At 48.2% G+C, this 23,709-nt stretch carries 17 protein-coding genes and 4 pseudogenes; 19 read left to right on the top strand and 2 right to left on the bottom strand.

What is annotated here, in order from left to right; translation table 11 throughout:
- The first annotated feature begins 408 nt into the window (after positions 1–408).
- The 7 genes and pseudogenes from WG8_RS20785 to WG8_RS20755 all read left to right on the top strand — a co-directional run bounded on the left by WG8_RS20785 (position 409) and on the right by WG8_RS20755 (position 6,308).
- Positions 409–1,362 (top strand): ABC transporter permease, encoded by a 954-nt coding sequence (locus WG8_RS20785; RefSeq protein ID WP_007432215.1) that lies wholly within the window; start codon positions 409–411, stop codon positions 1,360–1,362.
- A complete protein-coding gene (locus tag WG8_RS20780; protein ID WP_007432214.1) occupies positions 1,352–2,302 on the top strand; it encodes an iron chelate uptake ABC transporter family permease subunit in 951 nt (316 codons plus the stop codon). Before WG8_RS20785 ends, WG8_RS20780 begins: the two co-directional genes overlap by 11 nt.
- A complete protein-coding gene (locus WG8_RS20775) occupies positions 2,296–3,054 on the top strand; it encodes an iron ABC transporter ATP-binding protein (protein WP_007432213.1) in 759 nt (252 codons plus the stop codon). Before WG8_RS20780 ends, WG8_RS20775 begins: the two co-directional genes overlap by 7 nt.
- 12 nt (positions 3,055–3,066) lie before the next feature.
- The gene (locus WG8_RS20770; protein WP_007432212.1) at positions 3,067–4,053 is read left to right on the top strand and encodes a siderophore ABC transporter substrate-binding protein; all 987 of its coding nucleotides are present in this window, start codon (positions 3,067–3,069) and stop codon (positions 4,051–4,053) included.
- Complete coding sequence (locus WG8_RS20765) at positions 4,050–4,793, top strand: alpha/beta hydrolase (RefSeq protein ID WP_007432211.1); 744 nt, start codon at positions 4,050–4,052, stop codon at positions 4,791–4,793. The genes WG8_RS20770 and WG8_RS20765 overlap by 4 nt, the downstream gene beginning before the upstream one ends.
- Positions 4,794–4,939: 146 nt before the next feature.
- Positions 4,940–5,850: pseudogene (locus WG8_RS20760) on the top strand (aldo/keto reductase).
- A 131-nt stretch (positions 5,851–5,981) separates the two neighbouring features.
- Complete coding sequence (locus WG8_RS20755) at positions 5,982–6,308, top strand: thioredoxin family protein (RefSeq protein ID WP_007432209.1); 327 nt, start codon at positions 5,982–5,984, stop codon at positions 6,306–6,308.
- A 146-nt stretch (positions 6,309–6,454) separates the two neighbouring features.
- Here WG8_RS20755 and bacA read toward each other — a convergent pair whose 3' ends face one another.
- Together bacA and WG8_RS20745 are read right to left on the bottom strand one after the other, a co-directional pair.
- Positions 6,455–7,252 carry an undecaprenyl-diphosphate phosphatase gene (gene bacA, locus WG8_RS20750; RefSeq protein WP_007432208.1) on the bottom strand — a complete coding sequence of 266 codons (798 nt, stop codon included), beginning with the start codon at positions 7,250–7,252 and terminating at the stop codon, positions 6,455–6,457.
- 63 nt (positions 7,253–7,315) lie between these two features.
- Positions 7,316–8,641: pseudogene (locus WG8_RS20745) on the bottom strand (hemolysin family protein).
- Between the two features lie 253 nt (positions 8,642–8,894).
- Here WG8_RS20745 and WG8_RS20740 point away from each other — a divergent pair.
- From WG8_RS20740 to WG8_RS28900, 12 genes and pseudogenes are all read left to right on the top strand, one after another.
- Positions 8,895–9,686 (top strand): DUF1836 domain-containing protein, encoded by a 792-nt coding sequence (locus WG8_RS20740; protein WP_007432205.1) that lies wholly within the window; start codon positions 8,895–8,897, stop codon positions 9,684–9,686.
- 202 nt (positions 9,687–9,888) lie between these two features.
- Entirely contained in the window at positions 9,889–10,830 is a 942-nt protein-coding gene (locus tag WG8_RS20735; RefSeq protein ID WP_007432204.1) for a glycosyltransferase family 2 protein, read from the top strand.
- Between the two features lie 39 nt (positions 10,831–10,869).
- Positions 10,870–11,823 (top strand): glycosyltransferase family 2 protein, encoded by a 954-nt coding sequence (locus WG8_RS20730; RefSeq protein ID WP_007432203.1) that lies wholly within the window; start codon positions 10,870–10,872, stop codon positions 11,821–11,823.
- 70 nt (positions 11,824–11,893) lie between these two features.
- Positions 11,894–13,273, top strand: a complete 1,380-nt coding sequence (locus tag WG8_RS20725) for a lipopolysaccharide biosynthesis protein (RefSeq protein ID WP_007432202.1) — start codon at positions 11,894–11,896, stop codon at positions 13,271–13,273.
- Positions 13,248–14,222 (top strand): polysaccharide pyruvyl transferase family protein, encoded by a 975-nt coding sequence (locus WG8_RS20720; protein WP_007432201.1) that lies wholly within the window; start codon positions 13,248–13,250, stop codon positions 14,220–14,222. Before WG8_RS20725 ends, WG8_RS20720 begins: the two co-directional genes overlap by 26 nt.
- A gap of 448 nt (positions 14,223–14,670) precedes the next feature.
- Positions 14,671–15,252: a peptide deformylase gene (def, locus tag WG8_RS20715; RefSeq protein ID WP_043891295.1), complete on the top strand. Its 582-nt coding sequence runs from the start codon at positions 14,671–14,673 to the stop codon at positions 15,250–15,252.
- A 163-nt stretch (positions 15,253–15,415) separates the two neighbouring features.
- A complete protein-coding gene (locus tag WG8_RS20710) occupies positions 15,416–17,206 on the top strand; it encodes a cache domain-containing sensor histidine kinase (RefSeq protein ID WP_007432199.1) in 1,791 nt (596 codons plus the stop codon).
- Complete coding sequence (locus tag WG8_RS20705) at positions 17,199–18,839, top strand: response regulator transcription factor (protein ID WP_007432198.1); 1,641 nt, start codon at positions 17,199–17,201, stop codon at positions 18,837–18,839. The genes WG8_RS20710 and WG8_RS20705 overlap by 8 nt, the downstream gene beginning before the upstream one ends.
- Before the next feature lie 373 nt (positions 18,840–19,212).
- Positions 19,213–20,619: a cytochrome ubiquinol oxidase subunit I gene (locus WG8_RS20700; RefSeq protein ID WP_007432197.1), complete on the top strand. Its 1,407-nt coding sequence runs from the start codon at positions 19,213–19,215 to the stop codon at positions 20,617–20,619.
- A pseudogene (gene cydB, locus WG8_RS20695) lies at positions 20,606–21,586 on the top strand (cytochrome d ubiquinol oxidase subunit II); the annotation flags it as partial. The gene WG8_RS20700 and the pseudogene cydB, both read left to right, overlap by 14 nt.
- Positions 21,587–23,392 carry a thiol reductant ABC exporter subunit CydD gene (cydD, locus tag WG8_RS20690; RefSeq protein ID WP_043891307.1) on the top strand — a complete coding sequence of 602 codons (1,806 nt, stop codon included), beginning with the start codon at positions 21,587–21,589 and terminating at the stop codon, positions 23,390–23,392. It begins immediately after the preceding pseudogene.
- A gap of 12 nt (positions 23,393–23,404) precedes the next feature.
- Positions 23,405–23,709: pseudogene (locus WG8_RS28900) on the top strand (amino acid ABC transporter ATP-binding protein); the annotation flags it as partial.

Here is a 23,709-nt window from a genome sequence, read left to right as displayed (position 1 = left end):
GAGCTGGTAGCGCAGGCGCAGGCTGATTTACGGGCCAGACTCGGGGATCAGCCTTACGTATGTCCTATTCCACCCGAAATTCAGCCTGGCGCGAATAAGGTGCGAGTTCAGTAGTGAAGCCATGATGGTCAAGCAACCATCGGATGATGAAGGTTGGAGAGAAGCTGGGCATGAACCTGGAAGCCGCAGGTCCCCCGTTTTTAACTTCTCAATTCAGACAGAGCAAGCTGTCGGGATGCCCCCGGCGGCTTTTTTTGCATGGTTTATTCATTTCAAAAAAATTTGACAGATACGAGATGACTGATATAATTTATGCTAGTTCATTTTGATAATGATTATCATTATTGGAGGGAGGACAGGGCCGAAGCTTGGTACAGGGTTATGGAGAACAGGCTCCTTGGTTAGAACATGAAATTGCGTTATTTAATACTGGTTTTTCTGGTACTGGCCTTTGCCTCGGTTTTTATCGGTGTTCATGATGTAACTCCACTCGATTTGTTCCGCTTAACCAATGATCAGGCGCAGGTGCTCCTGATTAGCAGACTTCCACGGTTGATTAGCATTATTATCGCAGGAGCGAGTATGAGTATCTGTGGGCTGATCATGCAGCAGCTTACCCGGAACCGGTTTGTATCGCCTACTACTGCAGGGACGATGGATGCGGCACGCTTGGGTGTCTTGATTGCGATTATGGTGTTTGGAGCGGCTGGATTTTGGACGAAAATGCTGGCGGCCTTCAGTTTTGCTCTTGCCGGGACGCTTGTTTTTATGAAAATACTGGATAAGATTCGTTTCAAAGACCCGGTATTTATCCCGCTGGTTGGTTTGATGTTCGGGGGCATTTTGAATTCAGTGACGACCTTCTTTGCTTATAAATACAATCTGATCCAGAGCATTTCCTCGTGGATGCAGGGAGATTTTTCTCTGATTATGAGCGGTCGCTACGAGATGCTGTACCTTAGTGTTCCTTTGGTTGTGCTGGCGTACATCTATGCGAATCGTTTCACAATTGCAGGTATGGGCGAGGATTTTGCGGCAAATTTGGGCGTACATTACAGGCGCACCGTCAACGTTGGTCTGGTGATTGTGGCTTTGGTTTCCTCTGTTGTCATCTTAACCGTGGGGACGATTCCCTTTCTGGGGCTGGTTGTACCCAATCTGGTCAGCATGTACATGGGGGATCATCTGAAAAAAAGCCTGGCTCATACAGCGACTCTTGGCGCTATTTTTGTGCTGTTTTGCGATATTTTGGGACGGGTCATCATTTATCCGTATGAAATCTCTGTAGGGCTTACCGTGGGTGTGATCGGGAGCGCGCTGTTCTTGTATTTGCTGTTGAGGAGAAGGGCCTATGAATCCTAAATTAAAAATCGGAATATTAGCTGCTGCCGCGCTGCTGCTGATTGTTGCTTTTGTGTTTGTAGATCTTCCGCATACCTGGCACTATGCGCTGCTGCGACGATTGAAAAAGATCGCAGCCTTCATCCTGACAGGTGGCTCGATTGCTTTTGCAACGGTTATTTTCCAGACGATCACGAATAACAAAATTTTGACTCCGGGTATTATCGGGCTGGATTCACTGTATATGCTGATTCAGACGACCATTGTGTTTGCGTTTGGCTCGGTGCCGTTTATTTCGACCAGCAGAGAGTTGAATTTTTTGTTGTCCGTGGGCTTGATGGTGCTGTTTGCGGGCCTGCTGTACAAATTAATTTTTCGCAAGGACGGACGCGGGATTTATGTGCTTTTGCTGATTGGTCTGGTGTTCGGTACGCTGTTCAATAGCCTGTCCACCTTTATGGAAGTGCTGATTGATCCGAACGAGTATGCCAAAATTCAGGACAAAAGCTTTGCCAGTTTCAGCAATGTGAATACTGAGCTGCTGTGGCTATCTGTGGTGATCCTTGTGCTTGTATTCGCTTATGCATGGAGGTTCATCAAGTATCTGGATGTGCTGTCGCTTGGGCGGGAGCATGCGATTAACCTGGGGCTTCCATACGGTTTTATCATCAAAAGGCTGCTGGTTATCGTAGCTATTCTTATCTCCATTTCTACAGCGCTTGTCGGGCCGATTACGTTTCTCGGGCTGATTGTGGCGAATGTAGCCTACCAGGTGATGAAAACCTATCAGCATCGTTATATTATTCCGGCCTCCATCCTGGTCAGCGTTATCGCCTTGGCTGGATGCCAGCTGCTGGCAGAGCGTGTTTTTGACTTAACGACAACGGTCAGCGTCATTATTAACTTTATCGGGGGGGTGTACTTCCTGTATCTTTTGCTGCGGGAGAATAAATCATGGTAGAAGTCAAAAACGTATCCAAACGCTACGGGAATAAAAATGTGGTGGATCAGGTATCTGTCACCGTACCGAAAGGCACCATCACCTCCTTTATTGGCCCCAACGGCGCGGGGAAAAGCACTTTGTTGTCGATGATCAGTCGCCTGACAGACAGCGATGAAGGAGAAATCCTCATTGATGGGCAGGCGGTGAGCGTGACCAAAAGCGAGGAGCTGGCGCGGAAGATATCTATTTTAAAACAGACGAATGATGTGAATATCCGCCTAACCGTGAAGGAACTGGTGAGCTTCGGCCGTTTTCCGTACTCCAAGGGAAGATTGAACAGCGAGGATCGCAAAATGGTGGAGCAGTCCCTGGCTTATATGGGGCTGGAGGATATGAAGGACAAGCACATTCATTTGCTTAGTGGCGGACAGCGGCAGCGGGCTTTTATTGCCATGATTCTGGCTCAGGACACGGACTACATACTGCTGGATGAGCCGTTGAACAATTTGGATATGAAGCACTCGGTTCAGATTATGAAGACGCTGCGCAATCTGGTGGATGATTTGGGCAAAACGATTCTGGTGGTGCTTCACGACATCAACTTTGCGTCCTGTTATTCGGACTATATTGTGGGTATGAAGGACGGCAAGCTGCTAAAGCAAGGAACCGCCGATGAGATGATTGACAGCCAGGTATTACAAGATTTGTACGATATGGATATTCCGATTCAACAGATCGGTGATCATAAAATTTGTGTGTATTTCACTTAGGAGGAATTAATAATGAAGAAAAATATGATGCTTCTCACGCTAATGCTGGCACTGGTACTGATCGTATCAGCCTGCGGCAAAGCGGCTCCGGCTGCTCAGGAGACGACGGGCAACGGCTCATCCTCTGCTGCAACAACCGAAGCCAAAACCATTGAGGTAAAGCATGCACTGGATGAAAACCCGGTGAAGGTCAAGGTTAATCCGAAAAACGTCGTCGTTTTTGACTTTGGCGCGCTGGATACACTGGACAAGCTGGGTGTTGACGTTGTGGCGGTAGCACAGCAGGATCTTCCTACGTATTTGAGCAAATATAAGGATTCCAAATATGCAAGTGCTGGCACGCTGTTTGAACCGGATTACGAGAAAATCAGCGATTTGTCTCCTGAATTGATTATTATTGGCGGCAGACAGGCAGATGCCTACAAGGAGTTAAGCAAAATTGCACCGACCATTTCGCTCGCTGTAGACACCAAGGATTATGTAAATTCCTTCAAAAAAAATGTTGAAACACTGGCTCAAATCTTTAACAAAGAGGATGCTGCCAAACAGGAACTGGCTGCGATTGATAGCTCCATCAAGGCTGTACACGACAAGGCTGTAGCGAGCAAGGCCAAAGGACTGATTGTATTGACGAATGAAGGCAGTCTGAGCGCATACGGACCTAATTCCCGCTTTGGCATCATTCATGATGCTTTTGGCATCACACCTGTAGATCCTGACATTAAAGTATCCACGCATGGACAAAAGGTGTCTTTTGAATATGTACAGCAAAAAAATCCGGATTATATCTTTGTCGTTGACCGCGGGGCTGTGGTGGTAGAAGAAGGCAAGGAACAGATTTCAGGCAAACAAACGCTTGAAAATGAACTGGTGAAGAAAACGAATGCGTATAAAAACGGCCATATTGTATACCTTGATCCAAACTACTGGTACTTGTCAGGCAACGGCCTGGAGTCTGTGTCTGAAATGATCAAGGAAATTGACGCTGCGTTGAAATGAGAGGGCATATAGATGATGTTGTACTAGATGATTATCTTTTACACATCTATACACCTCCCGCCTCTGTAGATCATAATGGTCTGTCTCCTGTACTGTATGTACAGGATGGCAGCTCATTATTTCTAAGCAGTCTGGATGAGCTGGAGCGGCGTTTTATTACGGGGGAGATCCCACCTGTCGTGCTGGTGGGCATTCAGCCCGTGAATCGGCTGGATGATTATACACCTTGGCAGGCAGCAGCTTTAGTAGAAGGAAGGCCTGCTTTTGGCGGGGGTGGAGATGCTTATCTGGCATTTATAGTGACACAAGTCATGCCATACGTCGAGGCGGAATTTCCGGTTCAAACCGGACTGGAGCATACAGGAATCATCGGCGCCTCGCTGGGCGGATTGATTTCTATGTATGCCGCTTTTCGATATGCGGACGTATTTGGGCGCATTGGCTCGATTTCAGGCTCCTATTGGTATCCGGGCATGATCGGCTATATGCAGTCTGCTTCTTTTGCAACTGGAGCGGCTGGAACACACCAATTTTACGTATCCGTCGGGACGCGTGAAGGTGAGGGGAAAACGAATGTGCAGAAAGATATGGTTTCGTTAACCCTTCAGGCACGTGAAGCGCTACTGGGACAGGGGCTTGATGAAAAGGATGTTCTTCTCGTGTTGGATGAGGATGCGGTGCATCGAGTGGATTTTTTCCAGCGTCAATTCCTCGAGGCCATCAAATGGTTGTTCCGATAGCACAAATGGAATACGGACTTTATACAATAACCCCAAAGGATTGGAGATCGTGGAGTCTCTATGCCCTTTAGGGTTATTTTTTGCGTATAATAGAGTAATATTCAAAATTTGATGTTACACGCTAATGAAAGTGAGGGAACCTATACATGAAAAAAAACCGTCTGGGCTCTTCGGATTTGCTGGTAGGCGCGATCGGCTTGGGATGTATGTCCATTGGCACGGAGGAGCAGCAAGGGGTTTACCTGATACATGAAGCGTTAGATAGGGGTGTAAATCTGCTGGATACAGCCGATCTGTATCATCACGGGCGCAATGAGGAAATTGTCGGTGCAGCGATCCATGGGCGACGGCAGGATGTCATCCTGGCAACCAAGGTTGGCAATCGGCGCATACCTGGGCAGGAGGGCTGGGGATGGGACCCGTCCAAGCCATATATTCTGTCTGCGGTCAAAGAGAGCCTGCGCCGCCTTGGAACGGACTATATCGACCTGTACCAGCTTCATGGGGGAACGATTGACGATCCAATGGACGAAACGATTGAGGCTTTTGAACAGCTCAAAAGAGAGGGCGTTATCCGCTATTATGGCATTTCTTCGATTCGTCCTCACGTCATTCGAGAATATGCCCAACGTTCCAATATCGTCAGTGTCATGAACCAATATAGCTTGCTGGACCGGCGTGCAGAGGAGGAGGTGCTTCCCTTGCTTCAGGAACGGGGAATTAGCGTGATTGCACGCGGACCTGTCGCCAGCGGCGTATTGGCTGATGGAGGGGAACAAAAGGCAGCCAAGGGCTATCTGGACTATGAGGAAGCGGAGCTGCTGGACGTGCGGAAGCAATTAAAGGCATTCGCAGGGGCAGATCGCAGCATGGGGCAGACAGCTATCCGTTACAGCCTGTCTCATCCGGCTGTCGCTGCTGTCATCCCGGGTGCAAGCTATTGGCACAATTGGAGCATAATACCGCAGCAGCGGATATCCCGCCGCTAACCGGACAGGAGCGGCAGACACTGCAGCAAATCAGCCGGGCCAATCGTTATGATGCACAGTACCGCTGATATGGTAAACGTGTACTCACTCTAGTTGCAATATATGAAAGAATCATTACAATATAAGAATAAGCTCAGGTTTATTATCCATATTTGAGTATGGAGAGGTTCATAAATACACCCTAAGGAGGGGCACACGCATGGAACGCATTGAATCACAGCAGCAATATCAGGATTTGATTAACGGTGACGGTCTGACCGTCGTGAAATTTGATACAACCTGGTGTCCGGATTGCAAGACACTGGATAAATTCATGGACGGTATTATTGAGAAAAACGCAGATAAACGCTTCTTTGCGCTCGATGCCGAGAAATTCCAGCCGATTGCCGAGGAAAATCAGGTGCGCGGCATTCCAAGCCTGCTTGTTTTCCGCAACGGTGAAAAAATTGCTCATTTGCACAGCAAATACGCCAAAACACCAGCACAAGTTTCCGAGTATCTGACTACGCTGGAATCCAAACAATAATCTGTACGCAGGCTTCAAGCATGGAATGAACGTATGTATCATTTTAGTAAATATGGTTTCAGTGTAATCAAAAAGGGGATATCCCATGGCAGATGATTTATGCCATGCGGATATCCCTTTTTGAATGTAAAGCAACAAATAATAGCTTACAAAATAATGAAGAAGAACACAGCCGCCAGTACGAAGCGGTAGATGGCGAATGAGGTCAGGCTCAAGCGTTTGAGCAGACCGAGGAATGTTTTGATCGCCAGCATCCCGACGATAAATGCGGTAATAAAGCCGGCCGCGAACACTGGAAAATCGCTCATGGACAGATGATCCATACTTTTGATCATATCAATGCCTGATGCGCCCAGCATGACTGGAACAGATACCAGAAATGTAAATTCTGCGGCTGCCGTATGACTCACACGTGCGAATAAACCCCCGGACATGGTTGAGCCTGAACGGGAGAAGCCTGGCCATAGAGCCAGAACCTGAAACAAACCAATCGTAAATGCTTGTTTGTACGTAATTTCATCGATGGTTTGTGATTTAATAGGCGGATGGAATTTTTCAGCGGCGATCATCAGCAGGCCCCCGATAACCAAGCTGTACAAAACGGTCTCAGGACCAAACAGGTATTGTTTGATTACATCACGGAACAGTACGCCAATCAGCCCCGCAGGGATCATGGCCAAAATAATATGCAGCAGATTAAGGCGTGGCTGGGATGAAGTTCTGCGTCTGAAATCAAACAAACTCAGGAATCTGCGCCAATACAATACGACAACCGCCATTACAGCACCTAGCTGCACGATGACCTCAAACGTTTTGACCGTATCATTCTCTGTGTTGAGCCCGAGCAGATCAGCTGTCAGGATCATGTGACCCGTCGAAGAGACCGGCAAAAACTCTGTCAGTCCTTCAATAATGCCCATAATAATAGATGATAAAATATCCACTTTACTAGTTCCTCCTTACACGCGTACAGGGCAAACGACCTGAGTCGTTTGCCCTAAAATATGTCATTCAGATTCCGTTTCTAATTCCGATATCGGAGATTTCTGGTGTAAAATAATTTCCACCCGACGAATACGATTTTTACCCATTTCACGAATGATAAATTTCACATCATCTTCTATGAATTCCTTGCCCTGTCTCGGTTCTGGAACCCGGCTATACACCCACCCTCCGACAGTATCCACGTCTTCATCGTCCAATGCCATGCCAGTCAAATCACTCAGATCGGAAAGCAATACTTTACCATCCATCAAATAACTGTTTTCCGTCAGTTTCTCAATTTCCTTCCGTTCATCCTTGTCAAATTCGTCCCGGATTTCGCCAACAATTTCCTCCAAAATGTCCTCAATGGTAATGAGACCGGAGGTTCCACCGTATTCATCGACGAGAAGAGCGATATGAACCTGCTCCTTCTGCATGCGTTTCAGCAGCGTGTTAACGGGCATAACCTCGGGAACGGTCAAGATCGGCTGAATCAGACTATCGAAAACAAGCTCCGGATTGCGATCATACTCAAGGAACAGCTGCTTGGTATTAATCATACCGATGATCTGATCCTTGCTGTCTGTCGCCACCGGAAAACGGGTATACTGCTCTTCATGGATAGTCAGCATGTTTTCTTTCAGTGAGCGATTCGTAAACAAGCATACCATATCTGTACGTGGCACCATAATTTCCTTGGCAACGGTCTCGTCAAAAGCAAAGATCCGATTCAGTTAGCCATATTCGGTGTTATTGATCTTACCACTTTCCACGCTTTCGGACAAAATGATTTGAATTTCCTCCTGAGAATGCGCTTCTTCATGTTCGCTTGCCGGCTGAAGACCGAACAGACGAACCAGACGGTTGGCCGAGCCGTTCAGGAGCCAGATAAACGGATACATAATCCGGTTAAACCACACGATAACGGGGGAGGTTAAGAGGCTGATGGCCTCCGCTTTGCGGATAGCCAATGTTTTGGGAGCCAGTTCACCGATCACCACGTGTAGGTAAGTTACAATGATAAATGAAATAATAAAGGCCAGGATATGTGAAAAATCCCCATTGATGTTGAGCTGTTGAAAGAGAGGCTCCAGCAATTTGACCACGGTCGGTTCACCGAGCCAGCCGAGTCCCAGAGCTGTAATCGTAATACCAAGCTGACAGGCGGACAGGTAGCCATCCAGATTATTGACGACCTTTTGTAACGCCAGTGCATTTTTACGGTTTTCCGCTACCAGCTGATCGACCCGGCTGGAACGGATTTTAATGATCGCAAACTCGGTAGCTACGAAGAAAGCACTAAATAAAATCAACACCGCAAACAAAAATAGACTGACACCTATACCCATATAATCTTCACTCATCCCTTTTTCGTTCAATTTTTTAGGAACTCCATTTTAAGTTCACTTGAACTTATTGTAAGAACTTAAAAGAAAATATACAAGGTTCATATGGAATCGTGGCAGGTCGCTTGCCGCCAATTTGCACGGAAAACATGGCATAAAAGAACCCGCACGGCTCATTGCTTCACTTTACAAGCCTAGTTCAAGAGCGTATGATGAGTTCAAATGAACTTGAAATGTGATAAAGGGAGGAAAGCAGATGGAGTCTTTTACCCTCACTCGCCGTGATATGGCCCATTTGCTGCTGGCCATGGAAGGCCGCCGCGAATTGCAGCCTTTGGCCGTTCTTCAGGATGCCTGGAGACGCACTCATAGTCGTTCCGGCAGTACCATGCCGACATTCTTGTATACGGAAGTGACGCCTGTGCTGGATAAAATCATCAAGGGCAAGCACAGCGCCGCCTTTTCGCTTCAGGAGATCGTTTCTCTAGGTCAATTGGTCGAGTATAGCCATGTCTCGCTGGCCTCCATGCAAAATTGGGTCAAACGTGATTTCAAGGAGTTTCTCGGCGCTCCGAAGATCGGCAAAAAATACTCGGTCAACCAGGCAGCCATTCTGCTCATTGTGGAGGATTTAAAATCATGCCTTGATTTTGAATCCATCCGGCAGCTGTTTCATATCCTGTTCCAACAGCCGGAAGATGATACAGATGATCTGATTCAGCCAGTGGATTTGTACGCCGCGTATTCAACTTTGTTTGAGGAACTGGATGCGAATGGAGATCAATTGCTGGATGTGACAGGAGTCGGACATTCAAAAGAAAACGGGAATTTCAGTACAGTACAGCAGCGTCAGGAAGGTGCCACAGAGGAACTGCTGGTTCAGGCGGCAGATCAATACACCAGTCGTTTACCGTATTTGACTACCAACCAGCGTGAGGCGGTACGTAATACGTTGCTGGTAGCAGCGGTAGCGGTGCAAAACAGTTATTTCTTGTCCATGGCACGCCGGTATGTGAATGCGACGTTGTTTCTGGACTTTCAAGGTTAGATCAGGATTGGCGCTAGAAGCCGATCCTCTTTTTTTTGCCCTTTTTCGAGTATATCTACCCTTTTGGTGACTGAAAAAGTATACAAAAGAGGTATATACACTAAAACGCTGTCAAAGATACAATAAACATATATAATCCAGCAATTGGAAAAAGATTGAATATCACTTCCAAAGCTTCTGGATACTCACAGGAGGTAATGGCATGTCCGATGTCTCCATCATCATTTGCACCCGCAACCGGATTGAAGACCTGACACGCTGTATACAGTCTATTGTAGCACAGCAGCAGCTGGAGCATACGGCTGTAGAATTGCTGATTGTTGATGACGGTGATATTTCCGGCAGGCAGGTCGAGCAATATCGTGACATGGTATCCGGGTTGCCCCAAGGCGTTCTGAAGTATCATAAAAAAACTCGTCCCGGTGTTTGGCTATCCCGCTATGAAGCCTTGTCTCTCGTGCGGTATGATATCGTGCTGTATTTTGACGATGATGCTGAGCTGGACGATCAACTCTATATCCGGCGCTTGCTCGATACCTATGATCAGGATAAGACAATTGTGGGTGTTGGAGGGATTGCAAAGGGACTACATTCGAGCCGGGCAGGAAAGCTGCTGGGCGTTTTGACATTTCAGATGTCCCCATCCCTCGGCAAACTTTCACCCAGCAGTCTGGCAGGTTCATTGCTGCGTTGGAGCGAAGCAACGGAGATATTTGACACCGAATTTTTTCATGGCTGCAATATGTCATTTCGAAAGGATGCGCTGCGGGATATGAAGCCATATCCATGGATGACCAGTTATGCCGTGGCTGACGATCTGTACATGTGCCAGTTGGCGAGCCGTTACGGCAAGCTCGTTATTAATCCCGATTTAACTATCATCCATCACGAATCTCCAAGCTCGCGTGATAAGGCGGGCAAGGTAGCCAAGGCTACAGCGATCAACCACTATTATTTTCTCGCTCTGAAAAAGGCAGGGGCCATCCGGTATGGAGCTCTTTTATGGACCTTATCCTACTTGATGCTCAAAGAAACGCTGCGCCGCAATTTTAATGCCGCAGACGGATACAGGCAGGGGGTGTTGTTCATTCTGAACCCGCGCAAGCAAAAATACAACGAGTATTTAGGCCCGGCGGTTCAGTAATCTGTTCTACACACATTTACAGGATAAAGGGGGAGTATGATGTTAAGCTTGTCCATTGCCCTGTGCACCCGAAATCGGATTGACGATCTGACCCGATGCATCAATTCAATTGCTATTGGCGGAGCACCGGAGGGATGTGAAACCGAGCTGTGGGTTATCGACGATGGAGAACTGCCGAAGCATGTGCTGGAGCGTTATGAGCGACAGCTGGGCAGAGCGGGTATTGCTTACCGATATCATCGCAAGGAGCAGCCGGGCTTATGGTTATCGCGTGTGAAGACGGTTGAGCTTGCGCAGGGTGACGTTATTTTGTTCCTTGACGATGATGTGGAGCTACCGAGCAACTATTTGCATGAGTTAATGCATACTTATGAAACTTATCCGCAAGCTGCTGGTATCGGCGGCATTGCACAGGGAATGAGCAACAGCTTCATGGGGACGATTCGTTGCCTGCTGTCATTTCAGCAGTCTTTGTCCAAGGGCAGGCTGTCCCTCAGCGGTCAGTCCGGCTCGATGTACAACTGGCATAAGGCGAAGAAGACGTTTCGAACCGAGTTTTTCCATGGGTGTAATATGTCATTTCGCCGGGAGGCCATTCAAGGTCTGGAGCCGGTGCCCTGGCTGCAAAGCTATAGCGTAGGCGAGGATCTGTTGCTTTCGCGTATTGCGATGAAAAACGGCCCGTTGTACATCAATCCAGCGCTCACGCTGCTTCATCACGAATCGCCGTCCTCGCGCGACAATATGGAGCAGGTCACTTATATGCGGGTGATGAATCATATTCATCTGCTGCGGGACGAGCGTTCCGGACCGATTGGTTATGCAGCGTTGTACTGGACGACATTATATCAGATTTTGAGAGAGAGACCTCGGAAAAATCATGCTGCCATTCAAGGCTACAGAAGAGCGCTGAAGGCGATCTTTTCAAGTCAAAAGGAGCCTCTTGACGGAGGGCAGCTGCCTGAACGCAATTCCAAAAAAACGGCAGGCTGACGGAGGTGCGGCGGAAGACGCGATGTGAGCAGAAAAGAGGGTTTAATAAGGAACGGGAGTTGGACGTGACATGAGCACATGGACAGCAGCAAGGAAAGTATTCACGGGTGACAGTCTTGCCAAAACGATCATGCGTACGAGCTTTAACAATTTTTTTGTACTGATCGTTACGACCCTGACCTCCATCCTGACCGCGCGTATGCTCGGAGTAGAGGGGAAAGGGGAACTGGCAGCGGTTCTGTTTTGGCCAACGCTGATCGGCAGTGTATTGAGCTTCGGCTTGCCCACGTCACTCATTTATAACATCAAGAAGAAAACAGGTACGACAGAAGAATTGCTGTCGCTGTCGCTGTGGATTCAGATGCCTGCCAGTTTGCTGGCTGGGGCTGTGGCCTGGATATGCATGCCCGTGTGGCTTAGTGGCTATGGGGCGGATATTATCCAGCTGTCTCAGCTCTATTGTGCCGCAGCGATACCGCTCGCGGTGCTTACAGCACTGACGACGGCTCTGTCGCAAGGGTTGGATCGCTTTAGCGTCTACAACGGCCTGCTGTTTTACTACCCGTTGCTGAACTTCATCGGCCTGGTGACACTGTGGTTGATGGGCTTGCTCAATGTCCAGCTGGCGGGGACGGTGAATTTTGCGGCAAGTCTCCTTGCGCTGATGTGGGCGTTCCTCCGTTTGAGAAAGCATATGAATTTACGTGCTTTTCGCCCGTTTACCCGTCGCGAGGTGCTCCGACCTTATTATAGCTATGGAGCGAGGGTCTACGGGATGGAGTTGATGGGGACCCTGTCCACACAAACGGACAAAATTGTCATTGTGGCGCTGCTGTCTCCCAAAGCCTTCGGTCTATACTCTGTTGTCTACGCCTTGTCGCGTGTGTTCAATGTGGTGCAAAACGCCGTCACTAACGTCACTTTTCCCAAGGTAACCGGGATGGAGCACAGCAAAATTGTCGAAACAGTCGGCCGTGCTTTCCGCATCTCGATGGCTGCCATGCTGATCGTCATTGTGCCCGCTCTCTTCATTGGACGCTATATGCTGGGTTTGCTGTACGGGCCCGCTTTTCTGGAAGCATCGCTAACGTTCTACCTGCTGTCATTGGAATGTATTATCGGTGGCGGCTCCTGGATTCTGGCTTCAGCCTTCAACGCGCTGGGTCGTCCGGGGCTTGTATTGTTCCGGCAAATTGTAGCCTATGCGATCACCGTCGGTCTGTTTTTTATTTGTACACCGATTTTCGGTCTGGACGGCATTGCCATTGCTTTGCTCGCAGGCGCTTGTATACGGCTGGCATTCTCATTGTTTTCATTCCCTATGTTTTTTAATGTTCCGCTATCACGGATCATTTTTGATAAAAGTGACATCACGTTTGTCATTCAGACCATACAAAAGAAGCGCAGGAAGGGAGAACTGAAAGATGCCGAATTCGCATCCCATGGCTAAACTGAAAAATAAGCTGAGCGTCATTCTCGACGTAGTCCCTCAAGGCTCGAATATCATTTATGTCGACTATCCCGTTTATAATAATGGTGGGGATGTACTCATCATGAAAGGCACCGAGGCGTTCTTCAAGGATAATGGCATTCATGTTCGTGCCCGTTACAGCGCTATGGATATTCCCGATCAGCTTCACATTCCGGGCGACTGGATTATCGTGTGCCATGGCGGCGGCAATTTCGGCGATTTGTACTTAAATCATCAAAATTTGCGAGAACGCATCGTTCGCGATTTCCCTAACCACCGAATTGTCATCATGCCGCAGACGATCCACTTTCAGTCTGAACAGAAGGCCGATGAGGTCGCTGCCCTGTTCAATGGCCACCCTGATCTGCATATGTTTGTACGTGACACACGTTCTTATCAGTGGGCCAAGGACAAGCTGAATCAATGCAACATCACGTTATGTCCGGATATGGCACACCAACTCTGGCCATTAAAGCCGACTACAGAAACCGTGAAGGACGTACTGTACTTCCTGCGTACCGATATTGAAACGGTAGGGGGGCAAAAGAAATTTGACGACGAGGCCCATGCAGCCCATCGTCTGGATTGGGACACTTTGTTCACTCCGCTGGAGGTGAAGGGGATCGTCTACTTCCAAAAGTTTTACCGTTTGAATAAAAAAATCGGTGGACCCTTGCCGACGCGTACCTTTTGGTACAAATACACGGACCATCTGATGAACAAAGCGGTCACGCTGTTCAGTTCTTACCGCGAGGTTCGTACCTCACGGCTGCACGGTCATATTCTGGCCTGTCTGCTCGATATGCCGCATATGGTCATTGACAATTCCTACGGAAAAAATTCCCAATATTATAATACCTGGACTCAGCCAAATCCCAAGGCGAGGCTGTTTAACGATGCACCTGAGGAATTAGAGCAGCCGTCTTAATTTAGGTAGGGAAAGTTATTTTCAAAAGCCTCCTGATCATTGAATTGATTGAGGAGGTTTTTGTTTTCTTTCATATAGGGACGAAATCATTTCATGTGATAAATAATTAAGGCGATGAATAGTTAATGACATGATCAGCAACCAAAACTGCAGCGAAGAGGGCGGAATCGTTCTGAAGAAGCGTTAGCGTTCGCCTTTGCCCCTGGATTTCTACCTTTGAAAATTATAATCGGGAAATCTGGGGGCAACAGCGATCGGAAGAATGATCCGCCCGCGTAGCGGCCGCTATTGCACAAAATTCTACTCCAAACGTCGCTTTATTTTGACAATTCATTTCAGAAATAGATATAATTCATGTGATAAAACTTGCAGAAAACTAGGGAATTCCCCAGTTTTTGCAGTACATCACATGATCATATATTTTATTTAAATGAATCGAGGCTGACGAATGAGCAATCAATCGATGGACATGCTTCTCACCAAGGATATCGTGCGTGAAGGGGAAACGATTTTGCGTACAAAGGTTGATCCGGTATGCCTGCCGCTGTCTGAAGAGGACCTTCAACAGATGCAATGGATGCTGGATTATCTGAAAAATAGCCAAAATGAAGAGCTGGCCACCCGCTATGAGCTGCGCCCGGGTGTGGGGCTATCCGCCAACCAGGTAGGTCTGAATAAAAGAATGTGCGCTATCTATTATGAGGATGGAGACCAAACGATAGAGTATGCGCTGTTTAATCCAAAGCTGGTCAGCCACTCCACATCCATGATTTATTTGGAACAGGGAGAAGGGTGCTTGTCAGTGGATCGTTACATACCCGGATATGTGCCGCGTTATGAAAAAATTCGCATTAAGGCCAATTTGCCGGACGGAACGCAGGAACTACTGACCTTCAAAGGCTATGCAGCGATTGTGGTACAGCATGAAATGGACCATTTGGACGGTATTATGTTCTATGACCGCATCAACCCGGAAGATCCGCATAAGCTTCCACAGGGAGTTCATATTGAACCTTTTGTGCGTAAATAGTTCATGATCGGTAAAGTGTGGTGACTTCGTTCGCCACATTTTTAATTTTCAAGAAAATATGGATATAAATGTTGCGAAGCTTTAAACTGGAATCATATACGTTGCGATGTAGGATGTGAGATATACACGAAAATGTAAGCGCTTATTTTATTGGGGGGATGGCATGTATCGTGGAGTAAGGCATTTGATGAACAATATGCGTATGCGGAATAAGCTGCTCTTCTCCTATGTGCTGATTGTCATGATCCCGGTGCTGGTGGTGGGCGGCTGTGTTACTTTTTATTTGCGCCAGCAGGCACTCGACAGTGCGATTGCCCAGACGGTAAACAATGTGGAAAAGATTAAGAGCCAGACTGCAAATTTACTGCGTGTGCCAACAGATATTTCAAATGGACTGATGTTCGATAAAAGGCTGAAGGAAATGGCGAACCGTCGTTATTCGGGCATGGTTGAGCTAATGAATGCGTATCATCAATACAAGGATTTTAATGAGTATGTGCAGCAGTATCGAGAAATTGCTACCATCCGGTTTTATTCGTACAATCCGACGCTTGTCAATAATCTGGAGTTTATTCCAGTGGACTCCGGCATAGAGCGTCAGGAATGGTTCAAGACGGCTTTGAAGGGGACGGCGATTAACTGGTTTTATATTCAGGATAAGGAGGATAATCCAGTTAATCGCTTGAGTCTGGTGCGGCAAATTCCGTTTCCTGAATACCATACCAAGGGAGTTTTGATGATAGCCCTGAGTCAGACGGAGCTGAATCATATGCTGAGCAAGGAGCAGTTTGAAACACTGATTGCGGATCGCAACGGGATTGTGGTTGCAGCAACTAATCCGCAGTCGGTGGGGCAGACGTTGACGGGTTTACATCTGGGCTTTGATGTTCAGCGGGCGGGTAAGGGTATATATGAAGCCAAAATAAACGGAAAGCCCTCGAACATTATTGTGGATGAGCTGCTGCCAACCTCAAGTGTGAGCGGATTCACCATTATTTCAGTGTTTTCAACGGAACATATCGTGCAGGGGGCGAACCGGGTCAGCCTGATTGGTGCATTATGTGTTCTTGCGGTACTGATCATGGCGCTGATTTTGATTACCATCATTTCGTGGCTCATTACCAAACGGCTGCAGCGGTTGAGCTATGAACTGGATAAAGTAGCCTCAGGCGATTTCCATGTGGTGTCAAGTGTGGAGGGAAGGGACGAGATCGGGGATTTATCCCGCCGTTTCAACTATATGGTGACCAGCATCCGCCAACTCATGACGCAGGTATACGAAGCGAGTGAGCAAAATAACAGACTCGAACTGGCGCAAAAGGATATCAAGCTAAAAATGATGGCCAGTCAAATTAATCCGCACTTCCTGTTTAATGCGCTGGAATCCATCCGAATGAAGGCACATCTGAACGGGGAAGCCGAAATTGCAACGACGGTGCGTTTGCTTGGCAAGCTGATGCGGCGGAATCTGGAGATTGGCAGCGGTACAACGACGGTACGTCAGGAACTGGATATGGTGCGGTCCTATTTGCAAATTCAGCAGTTCCGATTCGGAAATCGTTTGATTTATGAAGTGAATCTGGAAGAGCACGCTGAGGACTTATCCATTCCGCCTTTAATCATACAGCCGCTGGTGGAAAATGCAGTCATTCATGGCCTCGAAAATAAGGAAGAGCCGGTCACGGTAAAAGTAGATATCACAATGGAGCAACGAGAACTCCACATTAAAGTAGCGGATGATGGAATCGGCATGGAAGCAGGGCAACTGGCCCGCCTGCTGGCACGTATCAGGGGAACAGATGAGCCGGAAGGGAGCAGTATTGGTCTGCGTAATGTCCACCAACGTCTAACGTTGATGTATGGCGAACGTTATGGTTTGCATATTGAAAGCGTTTTGCAGGCAGGAACAACTGTATATTTTTCCATACCCAAGGAGGAGGATTCGAATGTATAAAGCGATGATTGTGGATGATGAGCCTGCGATTCGAGAAGGACTGTCCTCCATCATTGACTGGGGGGATTGTGGCTTTCGGATTGTAGATACAGCAGGGAGCGGGCGCGAGGCTTTGGAAAAATTCGAAGAGCACCAGCCGGAGCTGGTTATTGTCGATATTCGTATGCCAGGCATGAGTGGGCTGGAGGTCATACGGAGCATACGTGAAATGAACAGTGAGCCGTTCCATTTTCTTATATTAAGCGGATATGCAGACTTTGATTATGCCCGGCAAGCCATGGGCTTCGGAGTGGATGGTTATTTGTTGAAGCCCGTCGATGAGGAAGAGATGACGACAGAGCTGAAACGGGTACGGCGAAGCATTGAGGACGAAAAGGAAAACGGCAAGTGGGGAGGTGCTTCTCACCATGAGCGTGATTGGATTGAAGCACTGCTGTTTCCGGTTCAAGCGGATGGGGCTAAACGCAATGCTATAGAACTCGGTAGTCCTCTTGATGAAGGGACTCGACAAGCCGAACAGCACGGGCAGCATCTGACACTGCCGGCTTTGGATTGGGACAGCTATCAGATTATTCTGCTGGATCTGCGGATACCTGACTGGGATCGGCAAGCCCGGCAAGCAGCAGCCAAACAGCGTCTGGCAGAGATGTGCCGGGAGCAGGGCAGAGGCATGGTGTTTGAGGCCGGAATCTACACAGGCCTGCTGCTTCCTGCCACGGTGAGAACGGAGGAAAAGGCTGCTGCGCTGCTGGCAGCCTGGCGACAAGAGCTAAAGCCGTGGGCAACCGAGATTTACGCGGCTGCTGGTGATCCGGTGGCGAAATTAACCGATATTCCCAGCTCTTTTGAACAGGCACTGCGGTTATTAGAGCGTACCTTTCTGTTTGGGATGGAAAGGGTGATGCTCTCCAGTGATCTGCATCAATTGGAAGCGATGAACGCCGATATGGACGAGGCGTCCAATAAAACAGCAGACCCCATGCGTTATGCAGAAAAGCTGTACTATGCGCTGGACATGGCAAGCCGGGAAGCGGCGCTGCGTGTATTAAAGGAAATGGAAGTCCAATTTCCTCAGGTTTATCGCACGGAAGCTGCAATTAAGGCGGCATTTGCCCAGGCGTTTACATTGGCGCTCAATAAGTATGCGACTGGACAGGATCAGAGCCGATCGGTGTTGGAGGAGCATTCCAGCTTGATTACCGATGTATATGCCCAGTCTACACTGGGCGAGCTGGTCGATCACTCTGTTGAGCATATTTTGCAATGGATAGGTCAGACTGATTCAGGCGACAAGGAGATCATTATGAAGCAAATGGTAGATTTCATACATAGTCACTATGATGAAAATTTGCGGCTGGAGTTATTGGCAGACATGTTCAACTACAACAGTGGTTATTTGGGCAAACTGTTCAAAAGCCATACCGGCGAGGCTTTTAATGCCTACCTGGATAAAGTAAGGATTGAGCGAGCCAGGGAATTGCTTGCACAGGGAATTAAGGTGCATCAGGTAGCAGGTCGTGTGGGGTATGCGAACGCTGATTATTTTCATAGTAAATTCAAAAAGTATGCTGGGATGTCGCCTTCCTCCTACCGTAATCGGGTTCAGAATGACGGAGGGAAGGATGGCTGTTAATCGATTCCCTTGGTTTCACTCTATGAAGTCTCTCTTGTTAGATGTCGGAGGAAGATTCTCCGAACGAAGAGAGACTTTTTTTGTGCGAAAAAAATAAGTAGATCAATCGCAAATGTCACACTCATTAGAGGATTTGAGCTGAATTCATAAATTTGCCATCGTTACGACACAACTTTGACACGATGTTCACACTTTCGATTCTATTTCATTCAAATCTATTCTATATAATGTTGTTATTCTGAAGTCGGGTCATGATAAAAAATGATCCATTCATATACAATAACGTGAATATTATCACAAAGTTTGAATGTTGGCTTCAGAAACTAATTTAGCATGCGGTTCTTAAGAGAAGCACAGGGGGAGGAATAACATCATGGACGTATTAGAATTGGCACGATTGCAGTTTGCGACAACTACGATTCTTCACTTTGTTTACGTGCCGATCTCCATTGGATTGTCATTGTTGGTGGCGATCATGGAGACCATGTATGTAATCAAAAAAAATGATTTGTACAAAAAAATGGCTCAATTTTGGGGGACGTTTCTGTTAATCAACTTTGCAGTAGGCGTGGTAACCGGGATTTTGCAGGAATTTCAGTTCGGGATGAACTGGTCCGACTTTTCCCGTTTTGTCGGCGATGTATTTGGTACGCCGCTGGCGATTGAAGCGCTGCTTGCATTTTTTCTGGAATCCACCTTTATCGGCTTATGGGTATTCGGTTGGGAAAGGCTGTCCAAGGGTGTCCATTTAATTTGTATGTGGCTGGTTTCTATCGGTACGATGCTCTCGGCTTTGTGGATTCTGGCTGCCAATTCATTCATGCAGCGTCCCGTAGGATATGGGATCGAAAATGGACGTGCAGAAATGCAGGATTTTGCTGCTCTGCTAACGAACGAGCAGCTTTTGTGGGAGTATCCTCACACCATATTTGCTGCCATTGCAACCGGGGCTTTCCTCGTAGCAGGTATTAGTGCCTGGAAGCTGATGCATAAAAAGAATATGGACTTTTTTAAGCCTTCTTTTAAATTGAGCATTATTGTTGCATTAATCAGTGCCATTGCTATTCCTATGTTTGGTCATGGACAGGCTCAATATTTGGTCAAAACACAGCCCATGAAGATGGCTGCCAGTGAAGCCTTATGGGAAAACAGTGGTGACCCGGCGCCTTGGACGGTTGTAGCAGATATTGATCCTGATCAGCAGGAAAATACCTTTGAGATTAAAGTTCCGTTTGCACTGAGCTTTCTGTCGTATAGCAAGTTTTCCGGCTCCGTGCCTGGTATGAAGGAGCTTCAGGCACAGTATGAAAAAACCTATGGTCCGGGTGATTATATTCCACCAGTACGTACTACCTTCTGGAGCTTCCGCATTATGATTGCGGCGGGATGTGCCATGATTGCACTTGCTCTGTACGGAGCTTACCTGAGTTTTCGCAAAAAACTGGAGGGCTCACATCGTTGGTTCTTCCGTCTGATGCTGTGGGGGATATCGCTCCCATTCATCGGGAATACTGCGGGCTGGATTATGACCGAAATGGGCCGCCAGCCGTGGACGGTGTTTGGCTTGCTTCAAACGAAGGATTCTGTTTCACCTACCGTTGTAGCAGGAGAAGTGCTGTTCTCGTTGATTGCATTTACGACGCTGTATCTCGTTTTAACGGGTGTACTGGCATTCCTGTTTGCTCGTACAGCTCGTAAAGGTCCAGATATAGAGCCGCATCAGCATACGGTCATTCATGATCCATTTGCTCAAGGGGGTGACACCATTGTCGTTAAATGATTTATGGTTTTTGTTGATTGCTGTGCTGTTTACCGGCTTTTTCTTTCTGGAGGGCTTCGATTTTGGCGTGGGGATGGCTACAGGATTGGTGCCGCGTAATGACCAGCAAAAACGTTTGATGATCAATACGATTGGCCCGTTTTGGGATGCCAATGAAGTATGGCTGATTACAGCGGCAGGTGCGATGTTTGCCGCTTTCCCGCATTTTTATGCGACCATGTTCAGTGGATATTATCTGGTATTTGTGTTCATCCTGCTAGGTTTGATCTTGCGTGGAGTTTCCTTTGAATTCCGTGGCAAGGCAGAAGGCAAGTGGTGGACAGGCACGTGGGATGCTTGCATTCTAGTAGGCAGCTTCCTGCCGCCGATGCTGTTCGGCATGGCTTTTGCCGCTTTGGTGAGAGGTGTGCCTATCCAGCAAAATATGGATTTAAAAGCGGGATTCTCCGATGTGTTCAACGGATATACGGTATGGATTGGACTGACGGTGGTCGGGATGTGCCTGATGCATGGACTGACGTTTGTTTCTCTGCGGACAGTTGGAGAGGTGAGAGATCGCGCTCGTGTGATCGCGTCCAAAATCCTGCCAGTATTGGGTATTTTACTTGCCGGAATGGTGGTATGGACTTATTTTGCAACAGACTTATTCGCACGTCGTGGTCCTTTTATGTATGCTGCGGTTGCGGTCGGAATTATCGCCTATGTGCTCGCATGGTATTTCCTGAAGCAACGTCGTGAAGGCTGGGCCTTCGGAATGACGGGTGCCATCATTTTGCTGAGCTTCGTTTCATTATTCGTCGGCTTGTTCCCGAGATTTATGGTGAGTTCGATCAACAGCGCATTTGATTTGACGATTTATAATGCAAGCTCCAGTCATTACACGCTGAAGGCCATGACGATTGTTGCAGCAACGCTTTTACCCTTTGTGCTGGCCTACCAGGCGTGGAGCTATTTTGTTTTCCATAAGATGGATAAAGCATGGTTTGAATTAAAGGGCATTCGGCCAGTCATGCTGCTGCTGGCCGCCCTTTCCCTTCTCCAGGGGGCCGCTGTGATTGCGCAAGCGACCTTTTTGGCGAAGGCGGTGACGATTTTATTTGAACAACATCCGCTGGTGATGGCTTGGCCGTCACTGGCGCTGTTTTTGGCGGCTTTTGCAGCAAGGCATACGGTGATCTGGCTGCAACGCCGGACAGCAGGCCGTTTTGCCGAAGCATCAGGCGCTTCCTTGCGGGAGCGTCTGCTTGCACGTTTGTTCGAGCGTGGGCCGGGGTTTGCCGCGAAGGAAGGCAGCGGCAAGCTGGTAACGCTGGCGCTGGACGGAGTGGATCGTTTTCGTACGTATTTGGAGCTATCCATCCCTCGTATGATAGATATGCTGGCTGTAACTTTACTGGTGCTTGTATATGTTTTCACATTGGATGTCATTTCAGGTGTCATTTTGACGACTACGATGCCGATTCTGGTGGGCTTCTTTATTTTGCTTGGCTTGGCGGCCCGTAAGCAGGCAGACAAGCAGTGGCGTTCCTATCGTCTGCTGTCGCATCATTTTACGGATTCGCTGCGTGGGCTACAGACCTTACGATTCCTGGGCCGCAGTCGAGAGCATGGGGAAACCGTCGGGAAGGTCAGTGACCAGTATCGGGCGGCAACGATGCGCACGCTGCGAGTAGCATTTCTTTCCTCGTTTGCTCTCGACTTTTTTAGTATGCTGTCGGTTGCTTTTGTAGCGGTAGGCTTGGGGTTGCGCCTGATTAGTGGATCGGTGGGCCTGGAGGCAGCGCTTATGGTACTCATTTTGGCACCGGATTATTTTATGCCGATCCGTCAGTTGGGATCAGACTATCACGCCTCGCTAGATGGCAAGGAGGCTTGGGGCGCGATGCGATCTATTCTGGCTAAAGATGAACGACATACCGATTCCGCAGATGTCTCCACGGGTCATGGCAGCGCGGTTAATGCTAAAAATGGTGGTAATGGCGGCAATGGTAATGGTCTAGCTATCACAGGACAGGAAACCCTGAGACTGTCGGATGTGTGCCTCCTCAATGAGGACGGCTCGGCGAGGCTTGATCATGTATCTGCAAGCATTGAGCCGCACGTGAATAGGATCGGCATCGTCGGAGCCAGCGGCGCAGGCAAAACAACGCTGCTCAGTTTGCTTGGCGGCTTTGCCGATCCGACTGCGGGCGAACTGAGCCTGAATGGATGCCCTTTAGCCGCTGATGCCAAAGCCGAATGGCAGCGGCACATTGCCTATATTCCGCAGCATCCATATCTGTTCAGCGCTTCTTTGGCGGATAATATCCGCTTCTATGAGCCGGAGGCATCGAACGAGCAGGTGGAATGGGCGATTGACGCGGTAGGACTCCGCGAGCTGGTGGATGGACTTCCTGGTGGGCTGGATGAGCCTATTGGTGAAGCGGGTCGGACGCTGAGTGGAGGACAGGCGCAGCGGATTGCCTTGGCGCGTGCCTTGCTGAGCAATCGTCCGGTCATTTTATTGGATGAGCCAACGGCACATCTGGATATTGAGACGGAATGGGAGTTGAAGCAGACGATTTTGTCCGTTTTTCAGCATAAGCGAATCTTTCTTGCCACCCATCGACTCCATTGGATGCCGGATATGGATTGTGTCTGGATGATGAATCAAGGACGTCTCGAAGAAGCAGGTACTCACAAGCAATTGGTTGCACGCAAGGGAGCATATTTCCGATTGCTGACAGGAATGACGGAAGAGGGGGGCGGACGATATGAGAGTGGCGGACAATAGGGGGCGGACGATATGAGAGTGGCGGACAATAGCGGTCAAGGCTGGTTCTTGTCTTATTTGAGACAATATTGCTGGGCCTTTCTAGCGGCTGCTCTTTTGGGTGCACTGGCGATTGGTTGTGCCGGCGCTCTGCTCTTTACGTCAGGTCATCTGATTACCCGTTCGGCTCTAAAACCGGAAAATATATTGATGGTGTACGTACCGATTGTGCTTGTGCGAACATTCGGTTTTAGTAAAGCTGTCATTCAATATCTGGAGCGTTTGGTAGGACATGATGCAGCGCTGCGCCTGGTGTCCCGTATGCGGGTACGGCTGTC

The organism is Paenibacillus sp. Aloe-11, assembly GCF_000245715.1.
Taxonomy (GTDB): domain Bacteria; phylum Bacillota; class Bacilli; order Paenibacillales; family Paenibacillaceae; genus Paenibacillus; species Paenibacillus kribbensis.
The sequence above is the reverse complement of the archived record's forward strand: the minus strand, read 5'-3'. Positions and strand labels throughout refer to the sequence as shown.